The sequence below is a fragment of the Nocardioides agri genome, assembly GCF_013778305.1.
GTDB classification, from domain to species: domain Bacteria; phylum Actinomycetota; class Actinomycetes; order Propionibacteriales; family Nocardioidaceae; genus Nocardioides; species Nocardioides agri.
The window spans coordinates 1,599,689-1,621,947 of record NZ_JACEIC010000002.1 but is presented as its reverse complement, the minus strand read 5'-3'; the positions used below and the strand labels follow the sequence as shown (position 1 = coordinate 1,621,947).

General features: G+C 72.1%; 26 protein-coding genes. 17 read left to right on the top strand and 9 right to left on the bottom strand.

The window, feature by feature from the left end; genetic code table 11:
- Window positions 1-12: 12 nt before the first annotated feature.
- Window positions 13-1,242, bottom strand: coding sequence for a mannose-6-phosphate isomerase, class I (gene manA / locus HZF07_RS12495; protein ID WP_181645128.1), 1,230 nt, complete (start codon window positions 1,240-1,242; stop codon window positions 13-15).
- Window positions 1,243-1,450: 208 nt separating this feature from the next.
- On the opposite strand from manA, the gene HZF07_RS12490 reads away from it, so the two are divergent.
- A complete protein-coding gene (locus tag HZF07_RS12490) occupies window positions 1,451-1,828 on the top strand; it encodes a helix-turn-helix domain-containing protein (protein WP_309504714.1) in 378 nt (125 codons plus the stop codon).
- Between the two features lie 5 nt (window positions 1,829-1,833).
- Window positions 1,834-2,424, top strand: coding sequence for an MDR/zinc-dependent alcohol dehydrogenase-like family protein (locus tag HZF07_RS12485; protein ID WP_157342019.1), 591 nt, complete (start codon window positions 1,834-1,836; stop codon window positions 2,422-2,424).
- A gap of 57 nt (window positions 2,425-2,481) precedes the next feature.
- On the opposite strand, the gene HZF07_RS12480 is transcribed toward HZF07_RS12485, so the two are convergent.
- Window positions 2,482-3,921 (bottom strand): glycerophosphodiester phosphodiesterase, encoded by a 1,440-nt coding sequence (locus HZF07_RS12480; RefSeq protein WP_232523334.1) that lies wholly within the window; start codon window positions 3,919-3,921, stop codon window positions 2,482-2,484.
- A 101-nt stretch (window positions 3,922-4,022) separates the two neighbouring features.
- On the opposite strand from HZF07_RS12480, the gene HZF07_RS12475 reads away from it, so the two are divergent.
- Window positions 4,023-4,313 carry a DUF2516 family protein gene (locus HZF07_RS12475; protein ID WP_232523332.1) on the top strand — a complete coding sequence of 97 codons (291 nt, stop codon included), beginning with the start codon at window positions 4,023-4,025 and terminating at the stop codon, window positions 4,311-4,313.
- Here the strand turns inward: HZF07_RS12475 and HZF07_RS12470 are convergent.
- Together HZF07_RS12470 and rfbB are read right to left on the bottom strand one after the other, a co-directional pair.
- The gene (locus HZF07_RS12470; RefSeq protein WP_181645127.1) at window positions 4,297-5,685 is read right to left on the bottom strand and encodes a sugar nucleotide-binding protein; all 1,389 of its coding nucleotides are present in this window, start codon (window positions 5,683-5,685) and stop codon (window positions 4,297-4,299) included. The genes HZF07_RS12475 and HZF07_RS12470 overlap by 17 nt on opposite strands.
- Window positions 5,686-5,687: 2 nt before the next feature.
- Window positions 5,688-6,686, bottom strand: coding sequence for a dTDP-glucose 4,6-dehydratase (gene rfbB, locus HZF07_RS12465; protein ID WP_157342013.1), 999 nt, complete (start codon window positions 6,684-6,686; stop codon window positions 5,688-5,690).
- 256 nt (window positions 6,687-6,942) lie between these two features.
- On the opposite strand from rfbB, the gene rfbA reads away from it, so the two are divergent.
- On the top strand, window positions 6,943-7,806 hold the full coding sequence (gene rfbA, locus HZF07_RS12460; RefSeq protein WP_157342011.1) for a glucose-1-phosphate thymidylyltransferase RfbA: 864 nt from the start codon (window positions 6,943-6,945) through the stop codon (window positions 7,804-7,806).
- Window positions 7,807-7,823: 17 nt separating this feature from the next.
- On the opposite strand, the gene HZF07_RS12455 is transcribed toward rfbA, so the two are convergent.
- Complete coding sequence (locus HZF07_RS12455) at window positions 7,824-9,194, bottom strand: sugar transferase (RefSeq protein ID WP_157342009.1); 1,371 nt, start codon at window positions 9,192-9,194, stop codon at window positions 7,824-7,826.
- Between the two features lie 282 nt (window positions 9,195-9,476).
- Between HZF07_RS12455 and HZF07_RS12450 the strand changes: the two genes are divergently transcribed.
- Window positions 9,477-9,638, top strand: a complete 162-nt coding sequence (locus HZF07_RS12450) for a hypothetical protein (protein WP_157342007.1) — start codon at window positions 9,477-9,479, stop codon at window positions 9,636-9,638.
- Here HZF07_RS12450 and HZF07_RS12445 read toward each other — a convergent pair.
- Window positions 9,617-9,763 (bottom strand): hypothetical protein, encoded by a 147-nt coding sequence (locus HZF07_RS12445; RefSeq protein WP_157342005.1) that lies wholly within the window; start codon window positions 9,761-9,763, stop codon window positions 9,617-9,619. The genes HZF07_RS12450 and HZF07_RS12445 overlap by 22 nt on opposite strands.
- A 136-nt stretch (window positions 9,764-9,899) precedes the next feature.
- Here HZF07_RS12445 and HZF07_RS12440 point away from each other — a divergent pair, with 136 nt between their 5' ends.
- The 5 genes from HZF07_RS12440 to HZF07_RS12420 are packed head-to-tail and all read left to right on the top strand — an operon-like array spanning window position 9,900 to window position 13,038.
- Window positions 9,900-10,262, top strand: coding sequence for an ArsR/SmtB family transcription factor (locus HZF07_RS12440; protein WP_181645126.1), 363 nt, complete (start codon window positions 9,900-9,902; stop codon window positions 10,260-10,262).
- Window positions 10,259-10,747, top strand: coding sequence for an SRPBCC family protein (locus HZF07_RS12435; protein ID WP_181645125.1), 489 nt, complete (start codon window positions 10,259-10,261; stop codon window positions 10,745-10,747). Before HZF07_RS12440 ends, HZF07_RS12435 begins: the two co-directional genes overlap by 4 nt.
- On the top strand, window positions 10,744-11,304 hold the full coding sequence (locus tag HZF07_RS12430; RefSeq protein WP_181645124.1) for a TIGR03086 family metal-binding protein: 561 nt from the start codon (window positions 10,744-10,746) through the stop codon (window positions 11,302-11,304). Before HZF07_RS12435 ends, HZF07_RS12430 begins: the two co-directional genes overlap by 4 nt.
- Window positions 11,305-11,314: 10 nt before the next feature.
- Window positions 11,315-12,319 carry a UDP-glucose 4-epimerase GalE gene (gene galE, locus HZF07_RS12425; RefSeq protein ID WP_157342001.1) on the top strand — a complete coding sequence of 335 codons (1,005 nt, stop codon included), beginning with the start codon at window positions 11,315-11,317 and terminating at the stop codon, window positions 12,317-12,319.
- Window positions 12,319-13,038: an N-acetylmuramoyl-L-alanine amidase gene (locus HZF07_RS12420; protein WP_157341999.1), complete on the top strand. Its 720-nt coding sequence runs from the start codon at window positions 12,319-12,321 to the stop codon at window positions 13,036-13,038. Before galE ends, HZF07_RS12420 begins: the two co-directional genes overlap by 1 nt.
- On the opposite strand, the gene HZF07_RS12415 is transcribed toward HZF07_RS12420, so the two are convergent.
- Window positions 13,028-13,639 (bottom strand): TetR/AcrR family transcriptional regulator, encoded by a 612-nt coding sequence (locus tag HZF07_RS12415; RefSeq protein WP_157341997.1) that lies wholly within the window; start codon window positions 13,637-13,639, stop codon window positions 13,028-13,030. The genes HZF07_RS12420 and HZF07_RS12415 overlap by 11 nt on opposite strands.
- Before the next feature lie 87 nt (window positions 13,640-13,726).
- Between HZF07_RS12415 and HZF07_RS12410 the strand changes: the two genes are divergently transcribed.
- From HZF07_RS12410 to HZF07_RS12385, 6 genes are read left to right on the top strand one after another with little or no spacing between them, the layout of a single operon-like run.
- The gene (locus HZF07_RS12410; protein WP_181645123.1) at window positions 13,727-14,596 is read left to right on the top strand and encodes a glucosyl-3-phosphoglycerate synthase; all 870 of its coding nucleotides are present in this window, start codon (window positions 13,727-13,729) and stop codon (window positions 14,594-14,596) included.
- Window positions 14,593-15,456 (top strand): dihydropteroate synthase, encoded by an 864-nt coding sequence (gene folP, locus HZF07_RS12405; protein ID WP_157341995.1) that lies wholly within the window; start codon window positions 14,593-14,595, stop codon window positions 15,454-15,456. The genes HZF07_RS12410 and folP overlap by 4 nt, the downstream gene beginning before the upstream one ends.
- Window positions 15,453-15,923, top strand: coding sequence for a class III extradiol ring-cleavage dioxygenase family protein (locus HZF07_RS12400; protein WP_181645122.1), 471 nt, complete (start codon window positions 15,453-15,455; stop codon window positions 15,921-15,923). Before folP ends, HZF07_RS12400 begins: the two co-directional genes overlap by 4 nt.
- A complete protein-coding gene (locus tag HZF07_RS12395; RefSeq protein WP_181645121.1) occupies window positions 15,920-16,501 on the top strand; it encodes a dihydrofolate reductase family protein in 582 nt (193 codons plus the stop codon). Before HZF07_RS12400 ends, HZF07_RS12395 begins: the two co-directional genes overlap by 4 nt.
- Window positions 16,502-16,506: 5 nt before the next feature.
- Window positions 16,507-17,409 carry an LLM class flavin-dependent oxidoreductase gene (locus tag HZF07_RS12390; RefSeq protein WP_198346393.1) on the top strand — a complete coding sequence of 301 codons (903 nt, stop codon included), beginning with the start codon at window positions 16,507-16,509 and terminating at the stop codon, window positions 17,407-17,409.
- Window positions 17,410-17,460: 51 nt separating this feature from the next.
- Window positions 17,461-18,093 carry a hypothetical protein gene (locus tag HZF07_RS12385; protein ID WP_157341993.1) on the top strand — a complete coding sequence of 211 codons (633 nt, stop codon included), beginning with the start codon at window positions 17,461-17,463 and terminating at the stop codon, window positions 18,091-18,093.
- Here HZF07_RS12385 and HZF07_RS12380 read toward each other — a convergent pair.
- Complete coding sequence (locus tag HZF07_RS12380) at window positions 18,087-19,100, bottom strand: TIGR03617 family F420-dependent LLM class oxidoreductase (RefSeq protein ID WP_181645120.1); 1,014 nt, start codon at window positions 19,098-19,100, stop codon at window positions 18,087-18,089. The genes HZF07_RS12385 and HZF07_RS12380 overlap by 7 nt on opposite strands.
- Window positions 19,101-19,103: 3 nt before the next feature.
- A complete protein-coding gene (locus HZF07_RS12375) occupies window positions 19,104-20,189 on the bottom strand; it encodes a glycosyltransferase family protein (protein ID WP_157341991.1) in 1,086 nt (361 codons plus the stop codon).
- A 56-nt stretch (window positions 20,190-20,245) separates the two neighbouring features.
- On the opposite strand from HZF07_RS12375, the gene HZF07_RS12370 reads away from it, so the two are divergent.
- Window positions 20,246-22,240, top strand: coding sequence for a glycosyltransferase family protein (locus tag HZF07_RS12370; RefSeq protein WP_157341990.1), 1,995 nt, complete (start codon window positions 20,246-20,248; stop codon window positions 22,238-22,240).
- Window positions 22,241-22,259: the final 19 nt, after the last annotated feature.

The following is a 22,259-nucleotide window of genomic DNA, read 5'->3' as shown; positions in this document are numbered from 1 at the left end:
GGGGCGCCTCTCTCAGTCGGGGACCGAGCCGATCGCCACGCGGCCCGAGCCGGAGATGCTGGCCTGGCCGTCGGCGTGCGCGATGAAGAGCGCTTGACCCTGGCGCAGATCCTGGGACTCGGTCGCGGTCTCCACGCGCACCTCGCCCTCCAGCACCAGGACGATCCGGGGGCCGTCGATCGCCGGACCGCCGATCGGGGGCGGGCCGACCCACAGCGAGAACTCGGTGGCCGGCGGGTCGAAGTGGGCGACCTCGCCGCGGATCGTCGGCTCCCAGAGCGGGGGCGGCATCGGCGTGAAGTTCGTGACCTGGAGCAGCTCCGGGACGTCGACGTGCTTCGGCGTCAGGCCGGCCCGCAGCACATTGTCCGAGGACGCCATGATCTCGACGCCGAAACCGGACGTGTAGGCGTGGATCACGCCCGCATCGAGGAACATCGCCTCGCCCGGGGCGAGCACGACATGGTTGAGCAACAGCGTGACCAGGACACCGGGGTCGTGGGGGTAGCGGTCCACGAGCGATGCCGTCTGCGCGAAGACTCGCGTCGCCTCGCGGGCGACATCGGTGCGATCTCGGAGGCGGCGACCGGTCCGGATGTCCTCGCGGTGACCGCGCTCCTCGGCACGTACGGCCGCCAGCTTCAGCTCGGCGAGCAGCTTGTCGAGCTCGGGGCCCTCCATCGCGAGCATGTCCGTGACGACCGACCGCAGCGCCTGGAAGGCCGGCCCGTCCTCGAGACGCCAGGCGATGTCGTCGGCCCATGGCACGTCGAGCATCCGCAGGATCCGCGCCGAGATCTCGATGTCGCGGAAGCCGGCCATGCCCTCGAACCGTGTGATCGCGTAGATGAGCTCCGGCTTGTGGTGCCGGTCCTGGTAGCTGCGCGTCGGAGATCCGACAGGGATGCCGGCGGCCTCCTCCGCGTCGTACCCGATCCGGGCGCGCTGCGTCGTCGGGTGCACCTGCAGCGACAGCGGCTCCGCTGCCGAGAGCGCCTTCATCAGAAAGGGCAGACGGGGGCCGAAGACGGTCTGGACGCGCTCGCCCACCATCGAGTCCGCCTCGGCCCGGATCGCGTCGTTGAGGCACCGCCCGTCGGGCAGCCGCGACGGGTCGCCGTCGTGCGCGCCGATCCACAGCTCCGCCTGGGGATTGCCGTTGGGAGCGCGTCCCAGGAACTTCGGGATATGGGTGGTGGATCCCCATGCGTATTCGCGGATGGCGCAATCGAGCAGGTGCACCAGCCAATTGTCGCTCAGTCGCACAGATCGCGAGCGCCTTCGGGGACTCCACGAGCGCATGGGTCGTGGCGCGATCCGGGTCCGCACTCGGATGCTTGCTCAGGCAAGCGATCCCGCGCTCGGCCAATTTCCAGATTCACAGGCATTGTGTGAGGTGTCACGCGCGCGAGGCGTTGCTATTGCTAGCAATTGCAAGCAGGGTGGAGGCGTGGTGAAGGTCAAGGTCGGCAAGACCGTCGAGTCGCTCGGGGACTACCTTCGGCAGCAGCGCGTCGCCGCGCACCTGTCGTTGCGTCAGCTCGCCGATCTCGCCGGTGTGTCGAACCCCTACCTGAGCCAGATCGAGCGCGGACTGCGTCGGCCGTCGGCCCAGGTGCTCCAGCAGCTGGCCAAGGCGCTGCGGATCTCCGCCGAACAGCTCTACGTGCGTGCGGGCATCGTCAGCCCAGGCGAGAGCGTCGCGGGCTCGGTGGAGCTGGCGATCCTCGGCGACCCGGCGCTGACCGAGCGGCAGAAGCAGTCCCTGTTGGACGTCTACACGTCGTTCCTGGCCCTCAATGGGACGACGAACCAATCGAAGGAGTGACCAGCATGGCCAAGTTCGAGATCCCGACCATCGACCTTCCCGTCGAGGCGACCCGTCCGCTCTACGCCGGCGTCGGCGCGACCGACCTCGTCGTCGGCTACGTGCGCGACGCGGTCGCCGACCTGCAGAAGCGGGTCACCGCGATCGACCTGGAGCCGAAGGCGCTGCGCGACCAGGCCGTCGGCGTCGTGTTCGCCCAGATCGACGCGTTGTCGAAGGACGCGAAGGCCCGCCGCGAGGCGATCGAGAAGCGGGTCGTGGAGCTCCAGGCCGACGCCGCCGGCATCCCGGCGACGGTGACCGCCGTCTACGCCGACCTCGCCAAGCGCGGCGAGGTGCTGGTCGGTCGGATCAACCGCCAGCAGTCGACCCAGGCCGCCAAGGCCGCCGCCTCGACCACGACGGCCAAGGCGAAGACCACCAAGACGCAGGCCACCAAGGCTGCCAAGAAGACGACGACCACGGCGAAGAAGACGGCCAAGAAGTCCTCGTCCACTCCGAAGAGCAGCGCGAAGGCCACTGCTACGGCCGCGAAGACGACCGCCGCGAAGACCGCCCAGGCCGTCGCCGACGGCGCGGCGAAGGTCGGCGACTGACCGAGCCGCGAGGTCTGGATGCGGCCGAGCCGTCCCAGACCTCGCGGCCTGCGGCTCCTAACGGGTGGCCCATCGGCCGAACGGGCTACCTGTCAGGAGCTCGCTCGCCATGGTCACGTCGTCGGTGAAGATGCCGTCCAGTCCCGCGCTGGCGAAAGCACCGACGGACTGGGCGTCATTGACGGTCCACACGTAGACCTTGACCCCGAGCGCGTGCGCTCGGGCGAGCTCCGCGACAGTCACGGTCGATCGCTCGACGCTGATGATCTCGTAGCGCGACAGCGCCGAGTCGTCTGGCCACGGACCTGTCGTGACCTGGTAGACGAGTCGCCCGTCGGGGATCTCGCTCGGCACGGACACTGCCGTCGTCGGGGTGTTGATGTTCCACATCAGCAGGTCGTCGGAGCCTGATGTGACGAGCCGGGGATAGGACGCGGCCAACGACGCCAGCTGCCTGGCGTACGTCGACGTGAGGGTGACCTTCGGGTCGATCACCGCCTCCACTCCCGATTCGCTGACGAGCTCGAAGAACTCGTCGAGGGTCGGCACCTTGACCCCGGGTGCTCCGGCCGTGAGCTGGAGGATCTGTGCGAGCGTGAAGGAGGAGACGGCATAGGACGATCGGTCGGGGAAGACCGCTGCTGCGTCCGTCGTACGGAGCACGTCGGGGTCGTGCATCAAGACCCAATGGCCATCGCTGGTCCTCTGGATGTCTGCCTCCACCGCCGGCGTCCCCGCTGCGATGGCCGCCCTGAAGTTCGGCATCGTGTTCTCGGGGGCGAACCGCCCCCCGCGATGCGCGACCAGCCTGGGTGTGCGGCCCGGTGTCACGCGCACCGAACCGATCCGTCGGGTGGTCGCGTCGACGGTGATGGACAGGTCGAGCTGGCCGTAGTGCATCAGGGGGACAGCAAACGTCGCGGTCCCGTTCCGATCCTGCACGGCGTAGCCCAGTTGGCTCCATGATCCGTCCCGGGCAACAGTCCGCAGCTCGACACGGTGGCCTGGGCGGGCGGGCAGCACCGATGCGGTGACGGACAGCGAGGAGCCCCACGTCGCCGTCGCTGGCACCGCGGCGACCGAGATCTGCTGCGCGGTGATCGGCACTCTGACGACCCGCGTCCGGATGGCCCGGCGGCGAACCCCCTTCGTCTCCACCGCTGGTACGACGGCCCGCCAGGTCCCTTCGCGCCGGTCGGCCCAGACGTCGAACTGGTAGCGCCCGCGCGAGTCCGCCCGCTTCCACCAGCGCAAGACCCATCGACCATGGTTGCCGAGCCTCTGCAGCTGGACGACGCGGTCGGCCGCCGACGGCGGGAGGCGTCCCGCGAGCACGTACCGTTCTCCCGGGATCGCTGCGTCGACGCTGGATCGGGGCGCGTCGATCAGCCTGGGTCGCTCGACTTCAGGCGCATGCGGTGTCGCGGCGGCAACGGGGGCGAGCACGCTCCAGATCGTCACCAAACCCGCGCCGGTCAGGGCCGCCAACCGCTGCATCACCCGCCGAGCGTAGGGGTCGCGAACATCCTTGTCCGGGGATCTCCGCTCGCCGCGGCGACGTCCGCGTGCGGCATCGGTCGGCGTACCCTGGAGCCGTGATGAACACCGTGCTGGACCTCCAGATGAACGTGATGCTCATCGTCTACCTGGTGCTGCTCGCGGTGAAGGGGTTCGCGTTCGTGAACTCTCTGCTCTGGTCGGGCGAGCACTACACGGCGGCGGGCAAGCTGACCAAGCCGACGTGGACGATCATCCTCGGTCTCGGGCTGGTCGTGCAGATCCTGCTGCCGGGCATCATCAACCTGCTCAACCTGGTCTTCACGATCGCGGCGCTCGTCTACCTGGCCGACGTGCGCCCGGCGCTCGCGAGCCTCACGCGTCGGCGCTGAGGTAGCGCTTCAGGGCGACCCGCGCGTCCTCCGGCACGAAGCCGGTGGCCTCGATCTTCGCCAGGTTCATCGCGCTCTGCAGCGGCCGCGGCGAGTAGTCGGTCTTGCCGGCGAAGTACTCGTCGGTGGTCACCGGCGTCACGTCCGCCTCGTCTCGCCCGGCCAGCCCGAACACCGCCCGGGCGATCTCCGCCCAGGACATGACCGGGCCGCCGTTGCTGAGGTTGTAGGTGCCGTACGCCGCGCCGCTGTCGACGAGGTGCCGCGTCGCTCGCGAGAGCTCGGACGTGAAGGTCAGGCGGCCGCGCTGGTCGTCGACGACCGACGGGGCGACGCCCTTCTCCGCCAGCGACTTCATCGTGCGCACGAAGTTGTGGCCGTCGCCGATGACCCACGACGTGCGCAGCAGGTAGTGGCGCGGCGCGGTGCCGACCGCGATGTCGCCCGCCGCCTTGGTCTGGGCGTAGACGCCCAGCGGGGACAGCGGCTCGTCCTCGGTGTGCTCCGCGGCGGTGCCGTCGAAGACGTACTCCGAGGAGTAGTGGACGAGGGTGAAGCCGTGCTCGCGCGAGAGCCGGGCCAGGGTCGCCGGGGCGCCGGCGTTCGCCGCCCACGCCGTACGCCGTCCGTCGGCGGTCTCCGCGGCGTCGACAGCGGTGTAGGCGGCGGCATTGAGGACGAGCGCGTACTCGTGCCACGGCCAGGCGGCCACGGCGTCGGCGTCGGTCACGTCCAGCTCGTCGAGGTCGACGAGGTCCGAGCCCGGGAAGTCGGCCTGGAGCGCGCGGCCCAGCTGGCCGCGGCAGCCGATGATCAACGTCTTCTTGGGTGCCATCGGCGTGACGTCGGCGAGCACGGGGTTGGCGAGGTCCTTCTCGGAGATCTCGGCCTCGGCGAGCGGGATCGGCCACGGGATCGCCGCCGACTCGTCCGCCAGGTTGAGCGCCGGGTAGGCCTGGCCCGGCCGCCAGTGGTCGTTGACCAGGTAGGAGTAGACGGTGCCGTCCTCCAGCGCCTGGTAGGAGTTGCCGACACCGCGCGGCACGAAGACAGCGACGTCGGGGCCGACCTCGACGTGGTGCGTCGCCCCGAAGGTCTCCCCCTCGCGCATGTCGACCCACGCGGCGAAGACCCGGCCGGTGGCGACCGAGACGAACTTGTCCCACGGCTCCGTGTGGATGCCCCGGGTCGCGCCGCGGTGGGCGTTGAAGGACATGTTGTTCTGCACCGGCCCGAAGTCCGGGAGGCCGAGTCCGACCATCTTCTCGCGCTGCCAGTTCTCCTTGAACCAGCCGCGGGAGTCCTCGTGCACCGGGAGGTGCAGGACGACCAGGCCCGGGATGGCCGTGGTCTCCAGCCTCAGCTCGGCCACGCTCACTGCCCCTTGGCGGCGTAGGAGGCCTCCACGGCGTCCTTGTGCGGGCGCCACCAGGCCTCGTTGGCGGCGTACCAGTCGATCGTTGCCTGGAGCCCGGCGTCGAAGTCGGCGTACTGCGGCTGCCAGCCGAGCTGGTTGCGGAGCTTGCCGGACTCGATCGCGTAGCGGCGGTCGTGGCCCGCGCGGTCGCGCACGAACTCGATCTCGTCCTCGCTGCGGCCGAAGTGGCGCAGGATCGCCTGCACGACCTCGAGGTTGTTCTTCTCGCCGTCGGCGCCGATGAGGTAGGTCTCGCCGATCTGGCCACGCTCGAGGATCGCGAGGACCGCCGAGGAGTGGTCCTCGGTGTGGATCCAGTCGCGGACGTTGAGGCCGTCGCCGTAGAGGCGCGGCCTGCGGCCGTCGATCACCTCGGTGATCTGGCGGGGGATGAACTTCTCGATGTGCTGCCACGGCCCGTAGTTGTTCGAGCAGTTCGAGATCGTCGCGCGCACGCCGAACGACCGCACCCAGGCGCGCACGAGGTGGTCGGAGCCCGCCTTCGAGGCGGAGTACGGCGAGGACGGGTTGTAGGGCGTGTCCTCGGTGAACCGCTTCGGGTCGTCGAGCTCGAGGTCGCCGTAGACCTCGTCGGTCGAGACGTGGTGGAAGCGCTTGTCGTGCTTGCGGGCCGCCTCGAGCAGCGTGAACGTGCCGACCACGTTGGTCCGGATGAACGGTCCGGGGTCCTCGAGGCTGTTGTCGTTGTGGGACTCGGCCGCGTAGTGAACGACTGCGTCGACGCCGGCCACCAGCGGCTCGACGACCTCGGGCTCGGCGATGTCACCGACGACGAGCGTGACTCGGTCCTCGGGCAGCCCGGCCAGCGACTCCTCGGTGGAGGCGTAGGTCAGCTTGTCGAGCACGGTCACGTGGGCGTCCGTGTGGGCGACGACGTGGTGCACGAAGTTGGAGCCGATGAAGCCGGCTCCGCCGGTCACGAGGATGCGATCCATGGGGCTGATCCTATGAGCAGCGGTCGTCCTACCGCAGATCGGGTAAGTGGGCGAACGTCCCCGACGCCCGCGGGCGTCTGACGCTTGCATGGCAGGCATGAGGACGTGGATCAGGGTGCTGGCGCACCCCCGGCGGTCCCTGTGGCGGATGCTGCAGGCCGCAGACGAGCTGACGACCCACTGACGTCGATCCGGGACCAGGCGGACCAGTGGTCCGGACGAGCCCCGGACCGGTGCGCCTCCTAGACTCCCGTCCATGCGCGGAATCATCCTGGCCGGCGGCACCGGCTCGCGGCTGCACCCGATCACCTTCGCGGTGAGCAAGCAGCTCATGCCGGTCTACGACAAGCCGATGATCTACTACCCGCTGTCGACGCTGATGCTCGCCGGCATCCGCGACGTCCTGGTCATCACGACGCCACACGAGGCCGAGCAGTTCGTGCGCCTGCTGGGCGACGGCAGCCAGTTCGGGATCTCCATCACGTACGCCGTGCAGCCCAGCCCCGACGGGCTCGCGCAGGCCTTCATCATCGGCGAGGAGCACGTGCGCGGCGGCGTCTCCGGTCTCGTGCTGGGTGACAACCTCTTCTACGGCCCGGGCCTCGGCACGCAGCTCCAGCGCTTCACGGACCTCCGGGGCGCCGCAGTCTTCGGCTACCGGGTGGCCGATCCGACGGCGTACGGCGTCGTCGAGTTCGACGACCAGATGCGCGCGGTGTCGCTGGAGGAGAAGCCCGAGAAGCCGAAGAGCAGCTTCGCCGTGCCCGGCCTCTACTTCTACGACGAGACCGTGGCCGACCGGGCGAAGGCGCTGCGGCCGTCGGCGCGCGGCGAGCTCGAGATCACCGACCTCAACCGGACCTATCTCGACGAGGGCACCCTCCAGGTCGAGGTGCTGCCCCGCGGGGTCGCCTGGCTCGACACCGGCACGATCGACGACCTCAACGACGCAGGCAACTACGTCCGCGCGATCGAGCACCGGCAGGACACGAAGATCGGCGCGCCCGAGGAGGCTGCCTGGCGGATGGGCTTCCTCAGCGACGAGGAGCTCGCCACCCGGGCCGAGCCGCTCGTGAAGAGCGGGTACGGGCGCTACCTGCTGGGGCTGCTGGACGACTGAGTGGCGGTCCGCGGCCGTCAGTAGGCGCCCCGGGAGCCGAACACGGCTCCGAAGGTGCGGCCGAGGATCGAGAGGTCCTGGAGCATCGACCAGTTGTCGACGTAGTAGAGGTCCAGGCGGACGGCCTCCGACCAGGACAGGTCGGAGCGACCGGACACCTGCCACAGACCGGTCATGCCGGGGCGGACGCGGAGTCGACGCATCATGTCGCTCTCGTAGCCCGCGACCTCGCGCGGCAACGGCGGGCGGGGCCCGACCAGGCTCATGTCGCCGCGGAGCACGTTGAACAGCTGGGGCAGCTCGTCGAGGGAGAAGCGCCGCAGCCATCGGCCGGGAGGCGTGATGCGCGGGTCTTCCTTCATCTTGAACAGGCCGGCCTCGAAGCCGATCTGAGCGTGCAGCTCGGCGAGCCGGGCCTCGGCGTCCACGACCATCGTGCGGAACTTCAGGCACCCGAAGTGCTCGCCGTCGCGGCCGGTGCGCACCTGGTTGAAGAACACCGGACCGCCGTCGTGGAGCCTGACCCGCAGCGCGGCGTACGCCATCAGGGGCGTGAACGCGACGATCAGGAACGCCGCAGCCACGATGTCGAAGAGCCGCTTGCCCCAGCGGGCGGCGTCGGTCGCGCGCGGCGGGTCGATGTGCATCAGTGGGAGCCCGCCCACCGGGCGCACCTTGATGCGCTCCCCGGAGACGTCGGTGACGCTCGGCGCGACGACGACCTGGACCTCGGCCTTCTCGAGCTCCCAGACGATGGTGCGCAGCTGGCTGGCCGAGCTCAGCGCGCCGCCGGCGAAGAAGATGACATCGGCGTCCTCGGTCGAGACCAGCGCGGTCGAGTGCTCGGTCGTGCCGACGATCGGGATGCCGCTCGCGGTCTCCTCGGCGAGGTGAGCGGCGGGGACGAGGGCCCCGGCGACGTGGTAGCCCAGCCACGGCTCGCGCCGGAGCACGGCAGCCACCTCGTCCACGTGTGCCGGGGAACCCGCGATCAGCACCCGGTACTGGAGTCGGCCCTGACGGCGGGCTCGGTGGATGGCGCTCCGGAGCAGCAGGCGTCCCATCAGCAGCAAGGGGATGCCGACGACGAAGGCCAGCAGGAAGAAGCCGCGGGAGAGCTGGAACTTCGCGAGGTAGCAGCCGATGCCGAGCATTCCGGCGGTCACGAGGCTCGCGTTGAAGACCCGCTTGTACTCGTCCGTGCCGACGCCGAAGACGTCCTCGCGGTAGCCGCCGAACAGTGCGATGGCCACCAGCCAGCCCAGCACGAGCAGCGGGCCGACCATCATCAGCGAGGTGGTGATGTCGGCAGGGCCATCGAAGACGTCGAGCCTCTTGCGAACCGACACGGCGAGCATCACGGCGGCAGCGATCGCACCGATGTCCACGCACAGCGCGGTCGTGGGCAGGTAATGGAGGTACCGGCTCGACTGGGCGAACGTCGGAGTCCGACGTTCAGAGAGTTGCGTCAATGCCTGCCCCCACGTGCGGTCGCTCCCCCGAGCGCGCCCTGGCCGATCACGGCCGCTAGTACAACGAGCCGATTGTTCTCCGCGCGACCGGAGTCGCGCAGGCGTTCTGCGGAAGATCGCGCGATCTTTCGGCTTTCTTGAGGCACGGCGCTGACGGCGTCAGGTTTGAGCCACATCGGTGGCGGACAACCTGGCGGTATGACCGTTCTGCTGATCTCGATCCTCGTGATCGTCAGCTGGAGCGTCTTGTCCATCCCTCTGGCGATCGCCGTCGGCCGCGCGCTCCGCGCCGGCCAGGTGAGCCAGACCGATGCCCGGTTCGCCGAGATCGTCCGCGACTACGACGCGGCCGGCGTCTGAGCCGCGGGGGCGACGCTGGCCTCGTAGAGCGGCCAGGCCCGTGAGTCGTCGGGGTGGAGGTTCCGGGCGGCGCACCACTCCTCGAACGGCGTGGCCACCGGCTCCGTGTCGTCGCTCAACATCATCCGAGATCGCCTTCTGTGGGTGGACGTCGCTCCGATCGGCCCCTCCTGGCCGGACCTGAGCGATCTCTTGACCGTATCCCGCATCGGGCGTACGTTATCAATCAAACGGTTGAATACGCCCCCAGGAGGATGTGCGGTGACCGATCAGCTCTCGCGGGCGTTCCAGGCGCTGGCGGACCCCACGCGACGCGACCTGGTCGCGCGGCTCGCCGCCGACGGCGACGCGACGGTCGGCGAGCTCGCGGCGCCGTACGACGTGAGCCTGCAGGCGGTCTCCAAGCACCTGAAGGTGCTCGAGGAGGCCGGGCTGGTCAGCCGCAGCCGCGACGCCCAGCGCCGGCCGGTCCACCTCGAGGCCGAGGTGCTGGACCTGATGACCGGCTGGATCGAGCGCTACCGGCGCCGGGCCGAGGAGCGGTTCGGCCGCCTCGACGCGGTGCTGGCCGACATGGAGCACTCAGAGGGATCACAGGGATCAGACGGAGAGGAAGCATCATGACCACGACCCGCAACGCGACCCAGATCGAGGCGCCGGCCGACGTGCCGGTCATCCGGCTGGTCCGCGAGTTCGACGCCCCTCGGGAGCGGGTGTTCCGCGCCTGGGTCGACCCCGAGCTCTTCGTGCGCTGGGTCGGCCCGCGCAGCATCGACACCACCGTCGATGTCTGGGACGCCCGCAGCGGCGGCGAGTGGCGCTACACCGCCAGTCGCGGCACGGACTTCCGGATGGCGTTCTGGGGCTGCTTCCACCAGGTGCGCGAGCCCGAGCGGCTCGTGCAGACGTTCACGTTCGAGGGCGAGCCCGACGGTGTGAGCCTCGAGACCATGGTCTTCGAGGAGCTGCCGGATGGACGGACCCGAGTCGTCGCGACCTCGGTGGTGGAGTCCTTCGAGATCCGCGACCAGATCGTCGCGAGCGGCATGGAGACCGGCGTGGTCGAGGGCTACGAGAAGCTCGACGAGCTGCTGGCGGAGGACGCGTGAGCCCCGCCGAGCGGCACCGCTGGATCGCGGAGGGGTTCAGCGAGCGCGTCGACGGCGCCCGGGACTGGGACGCGCCGGCGCCGGTCGACGGCTGGACCGCGCGCGACGTCGTACGCCACCTCGTCGACTGGTTCCCGGGCTTCCTGGAGGCCGGCACCGGCATCCGGCTCCCCGAGGGGCCGTCGGTGGACGATGACCCCGTGGGCGCATGGCACGCGCACGCCGACGCGGTCCAGGGCCTGCTCGACGACCCGGCCACCGCCGGCCGGGTGCTGAGCGACCCGCACATCGGCGAGGTGCCGCTCCCGCAGGCCGTCGACAGCTTCTACACCTCCGACGTCTTCATGCACACCTGGGACCTGGCCGTCGCGACCGAGCAGGACGACCGGCTGGACCCCGCGACCTGCACCGAGCTGCTCGCGGGGATGGAGCCGATCGAGGAGCTGCTGCGCTCGAGCGGGCAGTACGGCCCCCGCGTGGAGATCGACGACACCGCCGACGTGCAGCGACGCCTGGTCGCCTTCATCGGTAGGGATCCCGACTGGAGTCGCCCGTAGGGTGAGAGCCATGAAGGTCCTGGTCACCGGCGGCGCCGGCTACATCGGTTCGATCACTGCGAAGGCGCTCGAGGCGGCCGGGCACACGCCCGTCGTCTTGGACTCGCTGCTGACCGGGCCGAAGGCCTTCGTCCGCGACCGCGCCTTCTACGAGGGCGACATCGGTGACCGGGCACTGCTGCGCCGGATCGTCGCGGAGCACCCCGACCTCGACGCGACCATCCACATGGCGGCCCGGATCGTGGTGCCGGAGTCCGTCGAGCAGCCCTACGAGTACTACAAGGACAACGTCGCCAAGTCCCTGGAGCTCTTCGACGAGCTCGACGCGCTGGGCAAGCCGCGCGTGCTCTTCTCCTCGTCGGCGTCGCTCTACGCGCTCAAGGACGACTTCGAGGTGACCGAGACCGACGCGCTGGCACCGAACTCCCCCTATGCCCGCACCAAGCGGATGATGGAGGAGGTCCTCCAGGACATGGCGGCCGCCACCGACCTGCGCGCGATCATCCTGCGCTACTTCAACCCGATCGGGTCCGACCCCGACCTCGAGTCCGGCATCTACGCGCGCGAGCCCTCCCACGTGCTCGGCCAGCTGGTGATGGCGGCTCGTGGCCAGAAGGACGCGTTCACGATCACCGGCACCGACCTGCCGACCCGCGACGGGACCGGCATCCGCGACTACATCCACGTCTGGGACCTCGCGCGGGCGCACGTGCGCGCGCTCGAGCGCTTCGACGACGTGCTCGCCACGGTCGACGCGCCCAGCGTGATCATCAACGTCGGCACCGGAGAGGGCGTGACCGTGCGCGAGCTGGTCGCCGCCTTCGAGCGCGTCTTCGGCAAGGACGTGCCGGTGCGCGAGGCCGAGCCGCGCCCCGGTGACGCCGTCGGTGCCTTCGCCAACGTCGACCGCTCCCGCGAGCTGCTCGACTGGCGCACCGAGCTGTCGCTCGAGGACGCGATCGCCTCCGCCCTGGCCTGGGGCGAGAAGCGCCAGGAGATCCTGGGCTACGAGTGATGCATCTTCTCGGGATCCTGCTGACGGTGATGTCGCTCGCGCCGGCGACGCCGGCGTCGTACGACGAGCCGCGGGGCCCGCTCTCGGGCCGCGTCGTCACGATCGACCCCGGCCACCAGCTGGGCAACCGCAACTTCCCCCGTCGCGTCAACGCCCTGGTGCCGGACGGCCGAGGCGGCCGCAAGGCCTGCAACACGACCGGCACGGCGACCGACGGCGGCTACCCGGAGGCCACGTTCACCTGGCAGACCGCCCGGGCGCTGCGGGCGCGGCTCGAGCGGCTGGGTGCGACGGTCCGGATGACCCGGCAGGTCAACAGCGACCACCGCTGGGGACCGTGCGTGGACGCGCGTGGGCGCGCCGGCAACCGAGCCGACGCCGACGTCTTCGTGAGCATCCACGCCGACGGCAACCTCGCCCCGGGCGCCCGCGGCTTCCACGTCGCCTACGTCCCGGGCCGCGGTGACCTCGGGCTGGCCCGCGTCACCCGCGACGCACTGAGCCGGCGAGTCCCGGTCTCGACCTACATCGGCGGCGGCACCGGCCTCTCGGCGCGCACCGACCTGGCCACGCTCAACTTCTCGCGGGTGCCGACCGTGCTCGTCGAGCTCGGCAACATGCGCGACCGGCAGGACGCGCACCGGATGACGACGCCAGGCGGCCGTTCGGCGTACGCCGCGGCGCTCGCCGCAGCGGTCCGCCGCTACCTCACCTCGTGATGTCGAGCAGCACCAGGTCGACGAGCCACGCCGCGCGCTCGTCGAGGTACGCCTCGTCGTCCTCGCGGCCCTCGAGGCGCTCGGAGAGCGAGTTGATCATCGCGGCGCCGTAGATCGCCTCGGTCACGACGCCCGGCCAGATGCCGGGGTCCATCTCGCCGCGGTCCTTGGCGCGCTGGCAGATCAGCTCGACCTGGCGGCCGTGCACCTGGCTCACCGCCCGCGAGAAGCCGCCGAGCCGCTCGTGCGCGCTCGCGACGTCGAACGTGACGCGGATCGTCGCCCAGCCCGCCGGGCTGTGGAAGTGGCGCAGGAGGTTGCCGGCCAGGGCGAGCAGGTCGCCACGCAGGGTGCCGGTGTCGACGGTGGTCAGCTCGATGCCGTGCCTGGTCACCGCCTCGGTGAGCAGCGCGTCCTTGTCGTGCCAGCGCAGGTAGACCGTCGACTTGCCCACGCCCGCCCGCCGGGCGACGGCGTCCATCGTGAACCCGGACCAGCCGTGCTCGCCGTACTCCTCGAGCGCCGCTGCCAGAATCTTGTCCTCGGCTCCCGGGGTGCGTGGTCGCCCACGCCCCCGAGGCCCTCCCGCCCCCGTTGCCATGTGTGAAGTCAATCACCGACGGGTGGTGTCGGATATGGCTCGATTGGTGAAATCACGGGTGAAATGTACGTCGTCTAGGCTCTGCGCGTGCCCGGTGACAGCGCAGGTCCAGACCTCTCGACCTGGGCGGAGCGGCACACGCACCACTGGGACGACTGGTCGCTGACCGACCTGGTCGCCGCCAAGTCGGACCGTCGGGTGAGCCTGGTCGTCCCGGCGCGCAACGAGGCGGCGACGGTGGGTGACGTGGTGGCCGAGGTGCGCTCCGCGCTCGTCGACACGGTCGCCCTCCTCGACGAGGTCGTCGTCATCGACTCCGACTCCACCGACGACACCTACGCCGTCGCCACCGACGCCGGCGCGACCGTGCACCGCTCGGCGGAGATCCGCCCCGACCTCGGCAGCCGGCCCGGCAAGGGCGAGGCGATGTGGAAGTCGCTCTTCGTCACGACCGGGGAGCTGGTCGTCTTCATGGACGCCGACCTCGTGGACTGGGACACCCACTTCGTGCCCGGCCTGCTAGGCCCGCTGCTCACCGACCCCGGCGTCGAGCTCGTGAAGGGCTTCTACGAGCGGCCGATGGTCGCCGACGGGAGCGCCGTGCCGTTCGAGGGCGGTCGGGTCACCGAGCTCGTCGCGCGGCCGCTGATCGCCCTGCTCTTCCCCGAGCTCGCCGGGCTGCACCAGCCGCTGGCGGGGGAGTGGGCCGTGCGGCGCTCCCTCTTCGAGTCGCTGTCGGTGCCGCACGAGTACGCCGTGGAGCTGGCCGCGCTCGTCGACACCGTCCGCTCGCGCGGCCTCGACGCGATCGCGCAGGTGGACCTCGGCGTCCGCGCCCACCGGCACCAGTCGCTGCGCGACCTCACCGGGATGGCGACGCAGATCCTCGCCGCCGCGCTCGCCCGGGTCGGCGCCGGCCCCGCGGTCGACGAGCGGCCGCCGGCGGTGACCGTATGACGCTGCGCCTGGGCCGCCACACCTTCACCGACGACGCCACGCTGATGATGGCGATCGTCAACCGGACCCCGGACTCCTTCTACGACCAGGGCGCGACCTGGGCCGAGGACAAGGCGTTCGAGCGGGTCGCGCTGGTCGTCGAGCAGGGCGCCGAGATCGTGGACATCGGCGGCATCAAGGCCGCGCCCGGGGTCGAGATCTCCGAGGCCGAGGAGAAGGCGCGGGTCGTCGACTTCGTGGCGCGGGTGCGCGCGGCGTACCCCTCCCTGGTCATCTCGGTCGACACCTGGCGCGCGTCGGTCGGGGCCGCCGTGTGCGCCGCGGGCGCCGACGTGCTCAACGACGCCTGGGGCGGCGCCGACCCCGAGCTCGTCGACGCCGCGGCCGAGGGCGGCGCCGCGATCATCTGCACCCACACCGGCGGCGTGACACCACGGACCAGGCCCTACCGGATCGAGTACGACGACGTGGTCGCCGCCGCGATCGACGACACGCTCGCGTACGCCGCGCGCGCAGAGGCGGCCGGGGTCCCGCGTGAGTCGGTCGTCATCGACCCCGCGCACGACTTCGGCAAGAACACCTTCCACTCCCTCGAGCTCACCCGGCGGCTCGGCGAGATGGTCGCCACCGGCTATCCGGTGCTGGTCTCGCTGTCCAACAAGGACTTCGTCGGGGAGACGCTCGACCTGCCTGTCGGCTCCCGGCTCAGCGGCACCCTCGCCGCGACGGCGGTCTGCGCGCTCGCCGGGGCGCGGATCTACCGGGTCCACGAGGTGGTCGAGACCCGGCAGACCGTCGACATGGTCTGGTCGATCGCGGGCCGCCGCCTGCCCCGTCGCGCGATCCGGGGGCTCCAGTGACCCGGGTCGTGCTGGTGCCGGGCGTGCTCGCGCTGTTGCCGGCCTACGCCTCCCTGGAGGACCCGGTCGCCGAGCTGCGCGCCGCGTGCCTGTCCGCCGTGTCCTGGCTGGCCCGCGACGTCCAGGTGCTTGGGAACCCGCGGGTCGCGGCCCACCTGCTCGACGCCACCCATCGCGCGGGCGACGAGCCGTCCTACCTCGTGGTCGGCAACGGCTCGGCCACGCGCACCGAGAAGGCGCCCGGGCACCTCGACGAGCGGTCGCACGCCTTCGACGCCGCGCTGGGCGCCGCTCTGTCGTCGAGTGACGCGAGCTGGCCCTCCTTCGGGCTCGGGAAGGACCTGTTGGCGTCACTCGACGGGATCGACCGGCTGCGCGAGCTGCTGCCCCCGGCGTACGAGTCGGTCGTGGACTACGACGACGACCCCTACGGCGTGCAGTACTGGGTCATGCGGTGGTCGTGGTGAGGGTCCTCGTCGGCCCCGACACCGACGACCTCGGGGTGCTCTACGCCGCGCCGCGGACGCCGTGGCTGCGGGTCAACATGGTGTCGACCGTCGACGGCGCGGCCACCGGCGAGTCCGGCAGGAGCGGCTCGATCAACAACGCGGTCGACAAGGTCGTCTTCGACCACCTGCGCGCGACGGCGGACGTGATCGTGGTCGGCGCCGGCACCGCGCGGACCGAGGGCTACGGCCCGGCCGGACGGCCGATGGTCGTGGTGAGCCGCAGCGGCGACCTGCCGGAGGGGCTGCGGTCCGCCGCAGACGTCTCGGTCGAGCCGCTCGACGACCCGGTCGCTTTCCGGCAGTCGCTGGTCGACCGCGGCCGGGCGACGATCCTCTGCGAGGGCGGCCCGTCGCTGCTGCGCGACCTGCTCGCCGGTGGCGTGGTCGACGAGCTGTGCACGACGACGGTGCCGCGCGTGGTCGCCGGGGACGGCCCGCGGATCGTGGTCGGACCGCCCGTCGACGTACCCCTGCGGCTCGACACCCTGCTGGAGCAGGAAGGGACGCTGCTCGCGCGCTGGTTCGTGGGAGGGTGACCGCCATGCAGCAGGGGATGCAGGTGGGCATGACGCTGCCGGTGATGGAGCCGGACCTCTGGGACGCCGACGACACGCTCGAGTCCTGGGCGCGGGCCGTCGACGAGGGGCCGTGGTCGTCGCTGTGCTGGGGCGAGCGGATGGCCTTCGACAACCCGTACTCGCTGACCCTGCTGGGCGCGGCGGCGGCGTGGACGAGCCGGGTGCGGCTGACCACGACGGTCGTCGTGCCGCAGCTGCACGACCCGGTGTCGCTCGCGAAGGCGCTCGCGACCGGCGACCGGCTCGCGGGCGGCCGGCTGAGCGTCGGGCTGGGCGTGGGCGGCCGCGACGAGGACTACCGCGCGGCCGGCGCCGACCCCGCGACCAAGACGATCCGTCAGCTGGCCGACCGGGTCGCGGTGATGCGCCGCGTGTGGGCCGGTGAGCAGGTCACCGATTCGGCGCGCCCGGTCGGCCCGGCGCCGCTGCAGGAGGGCGGCCCCGAGCTGCTGGTCGGCACCCTCGGCCCGAAGACGATCCGCAGCGCCGCGGCCTGGGCCGACGGGCTGGCCGGCATGTCCCTCGACCTCGACCTCGCTGAGATGGACCGCGTCTTCGCCCTCACCCGCGACGCCTGGGCCGAGGCGGGGCGGCCGGCGCCGCGCGTGACGACGTCGTTCTGGTACGCGCTCGGCGAGCCCGACGCTGCGCGGGCGCAGGTCCGGCGGCACCTGCGCCACTACATGAACTGGATCCCCGAGCAGTACGTCGACGCGCTCGCCGCCACCGCCGGCTTCGCCGGGACGCCGGCCGGGCTGCGCGACCAGCTGAAGCGGATCGCCGACCTCGGCTGCGACGAGGTGCAGCTGATCCCGACCGGCTCGTCGGTCGACCAGGTCCACCGGCTCGCCGACGCACTGGTCTGATCGCCGCCGCGTCTGCGGGCGCGGACCGTCCCCGACCCCTACGGTGTGCGGGTGAAGACCGACTGGGTGCCGTTCTCGGCCGCGCTGCTGCTCACCGGCGCGCTGGCGCTGGCGCTCGGCAGCCTGCTGATCCCGTCCAGCGACGGCGGCACGGACACCATGCGGATCGTCGAGGACCAGGGCGGCCAGTGGATGGCGGCGGCGGCGATCTACCTGGTCGCCTCGGTGTTCTTGACCCTCGGCCTTCCGACGACGCTCGTGCTCCTCCAGGGCCGGGGCCGCACCCTCGGGCTCGTCAGCGCGGTCGTGCTGGAGTTCGGGTTCATCGGCACCGCCGGCTACGCGATGCTCATGGTCTTCTTCCGGGCGCTGGTGCGGACCCACACGATCGTCGGGCAGGCGATCGACGACGTGGCGCAGGACGCCGGGCTGCGGGTCTTCCTCGTCGCCTGGATCGCCGGGTTCGTGCTGGGTGAGCTGCTGCTCGGGCTGGCGCTGCTCCGCGCCCGGACCGTGCCCCGGTGGGTGCCGCTGGTGCTGATCCTGCACGTCGTCGCGGTCGTGGTCTCGACGCTGCTGCCGGACCCGGTCGGCAAGGCCACGATCCTGCTCTTCGTCGCCGGCATGGCGGGCATCGCGATCACCGCGACCGCGGCGCCGCCGAACCAGCGCTGGAGCTACTGAGACCGCAGTGCCGAGGCCAGGTCCGCGACCTGGTCGAGCGGCACGTCGTACCCGGGGAAGTAGCAGCACACCCGGTCGGCCAGGTCGCCGAAGCGCCGGCCGAGCTCGGCCGCGCACTCCTCCGGCGTGCCGCGCACCGCGAGGGTCTCCAGCATCTCGTCGGTCACCAGTCCGAACATCGCGGCCAGGTCGCCGGTCTTCGACAGGCGGTTGAGCTCCGGCTGCACCTCGCCCCAGCCCTCGACGTCGAGCACCGGGCGGTACGCCGGCGTGGAGCCGTAGAACGCCAGCAGCCCGCGCACGCCGACGGACGCCGCCGCGAGCTCCTCGTCGGTGCGGCCCATCGCCACGATCGCCTGCGGCAGGATCGCCAGGTCCGCGCGGGTCCGGCCGGCGAGCGCCAGTCCCTCATCGACGGCCGGGAGCGTGCGGTCGCGGACGTGGCGGTGGCTGTGGAACGGCATCACCAGCAGCCCGTCGGCGACCTCCGCGGCGGTGCGCGTCATGATCGGACCGAGCGCGCCGAGCAGCACGGGCGGGACGCCGTACGGGTTCGGCCCGGGCACGAAGGTGGGCGGCATCAGCGTGTGCTGCGTGAACTCGCCCCGGAAGTCGAGCCGGGTCCCCTCCTGCCACGCGGTCAGGATCGTGCGCACCGCCAGCACCGTCTCGCGCATCCGGGCCGCGGGGCGGTCCCACGTCGCGCCGTACCGCTTCTCGATGTGCGGCTTGATCTGCGAGCCCAGCCCGAGCCGGAAGCGGCCGCCCGACATCAGCTGCAGGTCGTACGCCGTGTGCGCGAGGTGCATCGGGCTGCGCGGCATCGCGATCGCGACGTTGGTCATCAGGTCGGTCTCGACGCCCGCGGCGGCGGTGGCCGCCAGCGGCAGGAACACGTCGTGGGGACCCTCGAAGGTGAAGAGGCCGGCGATCCCCGTCGCGGCGAGCTCGCGGGCTCGGGCGGCGGCGCGGTCGGGGCGGGCGTCGAGCTGCACGTCGAGCTGCACGGGTCACATTGTGGAGGTACCGAGCACCAGCTGGGCCCACTTCCGCACCGATGTCTCGTCGAGCACCCGGCTGCGCTCCGTCGCGGCACGCGCGGTGGCGGCTCGCCCGGCGGCGGCGTCGCGGTCGGAGAGCACGCCGCTCAGCGCCTCGACCCAGGCCTCCGCGTCGTTGTCGCAGAGGACGGCCCACTCGTCGCGATCGAGGTAGGGCCCGACGCGGGAGGCGACCGTGGGCAGGTCGAGGAGGGAGTACTCGAGGAGCTTCAGGTCGCTCTTGCGGCGGTTGAACTCGGCGTCGGCCAGCGGGGCGACGGCCGCGTGCCAGCGCGACGCGATCGAGCGCAGCCAGGGCACGAAGTCCGGGTAGTCGCCGTTGCGGATCTTGACCCGGCGCATGCCCTCGAGCCCCGGGCCGACCACGACGCCGACCGCCTCGAGCACGACGGGCCGGCCGAGCCGCGCCGACACCGCGGCCGCCACGCCCTCGAGCAGGGCGAGGTCGGAGCCGTGGGTCGTCGAGCCCATGTAGAGGACGCGCAGCTCCTCGGGGTCGACCTTCGGCGTACGCGCGGCCACCGGTGCCAGCCACAGGTCGGGGTCGAGCGCGTTGTCGACGACCGCCGTGCGCGAGTTGATCGGGGCGACCAGGTCCTCGAGGGACGGCGTGCTCACCAGCACCTGGTCGGCGGCGGCCACGACCTCGCGGATCGTGCGGAGGACCGCCGGGTCCCATCCCTGCGGCACCAGCCGCTCGACGGCCTGCTCGCTCACCAGGTCGTCGTCGAGGTCGAGCACGACCCGCTGACCGCGGCTGCGGGCGTCGGCGAGGGTGGCCAGCGCGGTCGCCGGCGGCAGCCCGGTGCGCACGACGAGCAGCACGTCGCGGTCGCCCGGACCGTCCTGCTCCGGCAGCGCCAGCCGCTCGCCGCGCAGCAGGCCGGCCCGCTCGGCGTGCCGGACCCGCCGGTGCACGCGGATGTCGGCGCTCGGGGGGACGGGCCCGGCGCCACCCGGGTCGGCGACGCCGATCGACGGCACCCGGCGGCGGCGCAGCAGCGACCAGCGGCTCTGGCGGGCAGTCGAGGGCATGGCCTCGCATCCTAGGGGCCGCTCGACGCCGCGGGCGATCTCCTACGATGACCGGCGTGAGCGCCGGGGACCTGCTGCTGCGGTCGGGACTCCTCGACGTCGAGTTCTACGCCGCCCAGGCGGGGCGGACCTTCGCCGACCCGGCCGAGGCGGCCGACCACGCCGTGGCCGTCGGGATGCCCGAGCGGCTCACCCCGAACCCCTTCCTCGACTTCCTCGCCATGCCGGTCCCGGTACGCCGTGCCTGGCGGGCGGGTCGGGTCGGCGCGGTGCTCGACCACCTCGCGGGCGACGACGGCCGCGCGCGCCGGATCGGTCAGCTGTTCGACCCCCGGGTCCACCGGCCATCCGACCCCGCGGCCGTGCCGCTCCTCGACTTCCTGGCCCACGCCTCCGACGACGCGGCGCTGCCGGTGCCCGACGACCACCGGGGGCCGGCGCCGACGCGTGCCGCGGCTCGGGAGGCCCTGCTGGCGGCGGCCCGGGTCGTCGCGACGGCCGGACGGTCGGCACCGGACGGCGGGCCCCGGGTGCCGGGGCGCACCACCGTCGTGATCCCGGGCGCGCAGGACTGGCGCGCGGCGCAGCGTGCGGTGCGCTCGGTCTGGGACTCCACCGGGGAGCCCACCGGCGACCTGGCGGAGCGTGGCTTGGAGGTCGTGGTCGTCGACCAGGGCTCGCGCGCACCGGCCGCCCACGCGCTCGCGTCGGCGCTGGTGGGGATGGCGCGACTCGTCCGGCTGCCGGAGGCCGGCGACCGTGCCGCCGGCGTGGCTGCCGGTCTCGAGGCCGCGACCGGCGACGTCGTGCTCCTCCTCGACCACCAGACCCGGCTGCGCCGCGGCTGGCTCGGGCCGCTGCGCGCCGTGCTCGCCGACCCCGAGGTGGCCGGCGTCGCCCCGCTGGTGCTCGGCCCGGACGACACCATCGAGTCAGCGGGGCCGGACGGCCTGCTCGCCGGGCACCCGAAGGAGGACGCGCTGGAGCTGGCCGGCCGTACCTGGAGGGCCGTGGGCGAGGTCGCGGTCGCGGTGCGTGCCGACTCCCCGCGCGGGGCCGGTGGCTTCCGGCTGGCGCCGACCGCGCTGGTCAGCCACTACCCGCCCGACGACGCGCCGTCCCCTCGGCCGGTGGCGGCCCCGGTCCCCGACGCCCGCCCGCGATGGGGCGTCCGGCTGCCGTCGACGCCCGGCATCTGGGGCGACGACTGGGGCGACACCCACTTCGGGGAGTCCCTGGCCGCAGCGCTGCGCCGACTCGGGCCGCACGTGGTCACCCACCGCGCGGGCGCGCACGACACGCCGGTCGCGCTGAGCGACGAGGTGTCGCTCGCGATCCGCGGCCTCACGCCGACCGCGCCCGTCCCGGGCGCCGTCAACGTCCTCTGGGTGATCAGCCACCCCGAGAAGGTGACGCCCGAGGAGGTGGCGGCGTACGACCTCGTGTTCGCCGCCTCGGAGGTCTGGGCGCGCGAGGCCACGACCCGGCTCGGCCGAGAGGTCCTGCCGCTGCTCCAGGCCACCGACGTCGACGAGCGGTCCTGGTCGGAAGGTCCCCGGCTGCCCGAGGCGGTCTTCGTGGGCGGCGCCTCCCGGCACCGGCCGATGGTCGAGCTCGCGCTCGAGGCGGGGATCCCGCTCGCCGTCCACGGCCACGGGTGGGACCACCTGCCGCCCGGCACGTGGCGCTCGCACCACGTGCCCAACGACCGGCTGCCCGAGCTCTACGGCCGGCACTGCCTGGTCGTCGCGGACCACTGGACGGCCATGGCGCAGCAGGGCTTCGTCGCCAACCGCGTCTTCGACGCCGTCGCCGCCGGCGCTCTGGTGGCCAGCGACCCGGTCGCGGGGATCGAGGAGCACTTCGGCGCGGCCGTGGCCGTCTGCCGCACCGCGGACGACCTGCGCGCGGCGTACGACGCGGCACGCGACGCCGATCCGGGGCCGCGGCTCGCCGTGGCCCGGCGGGTCATCGCCGAGGACTCCTTCCGCGCCCGGGCCGTCGCCTTCGTCGAGCACGTCGAGAGGTTTGTGCCGCCGGCGGTCGGGTAAGGGCCGGGCAGCGAACTCG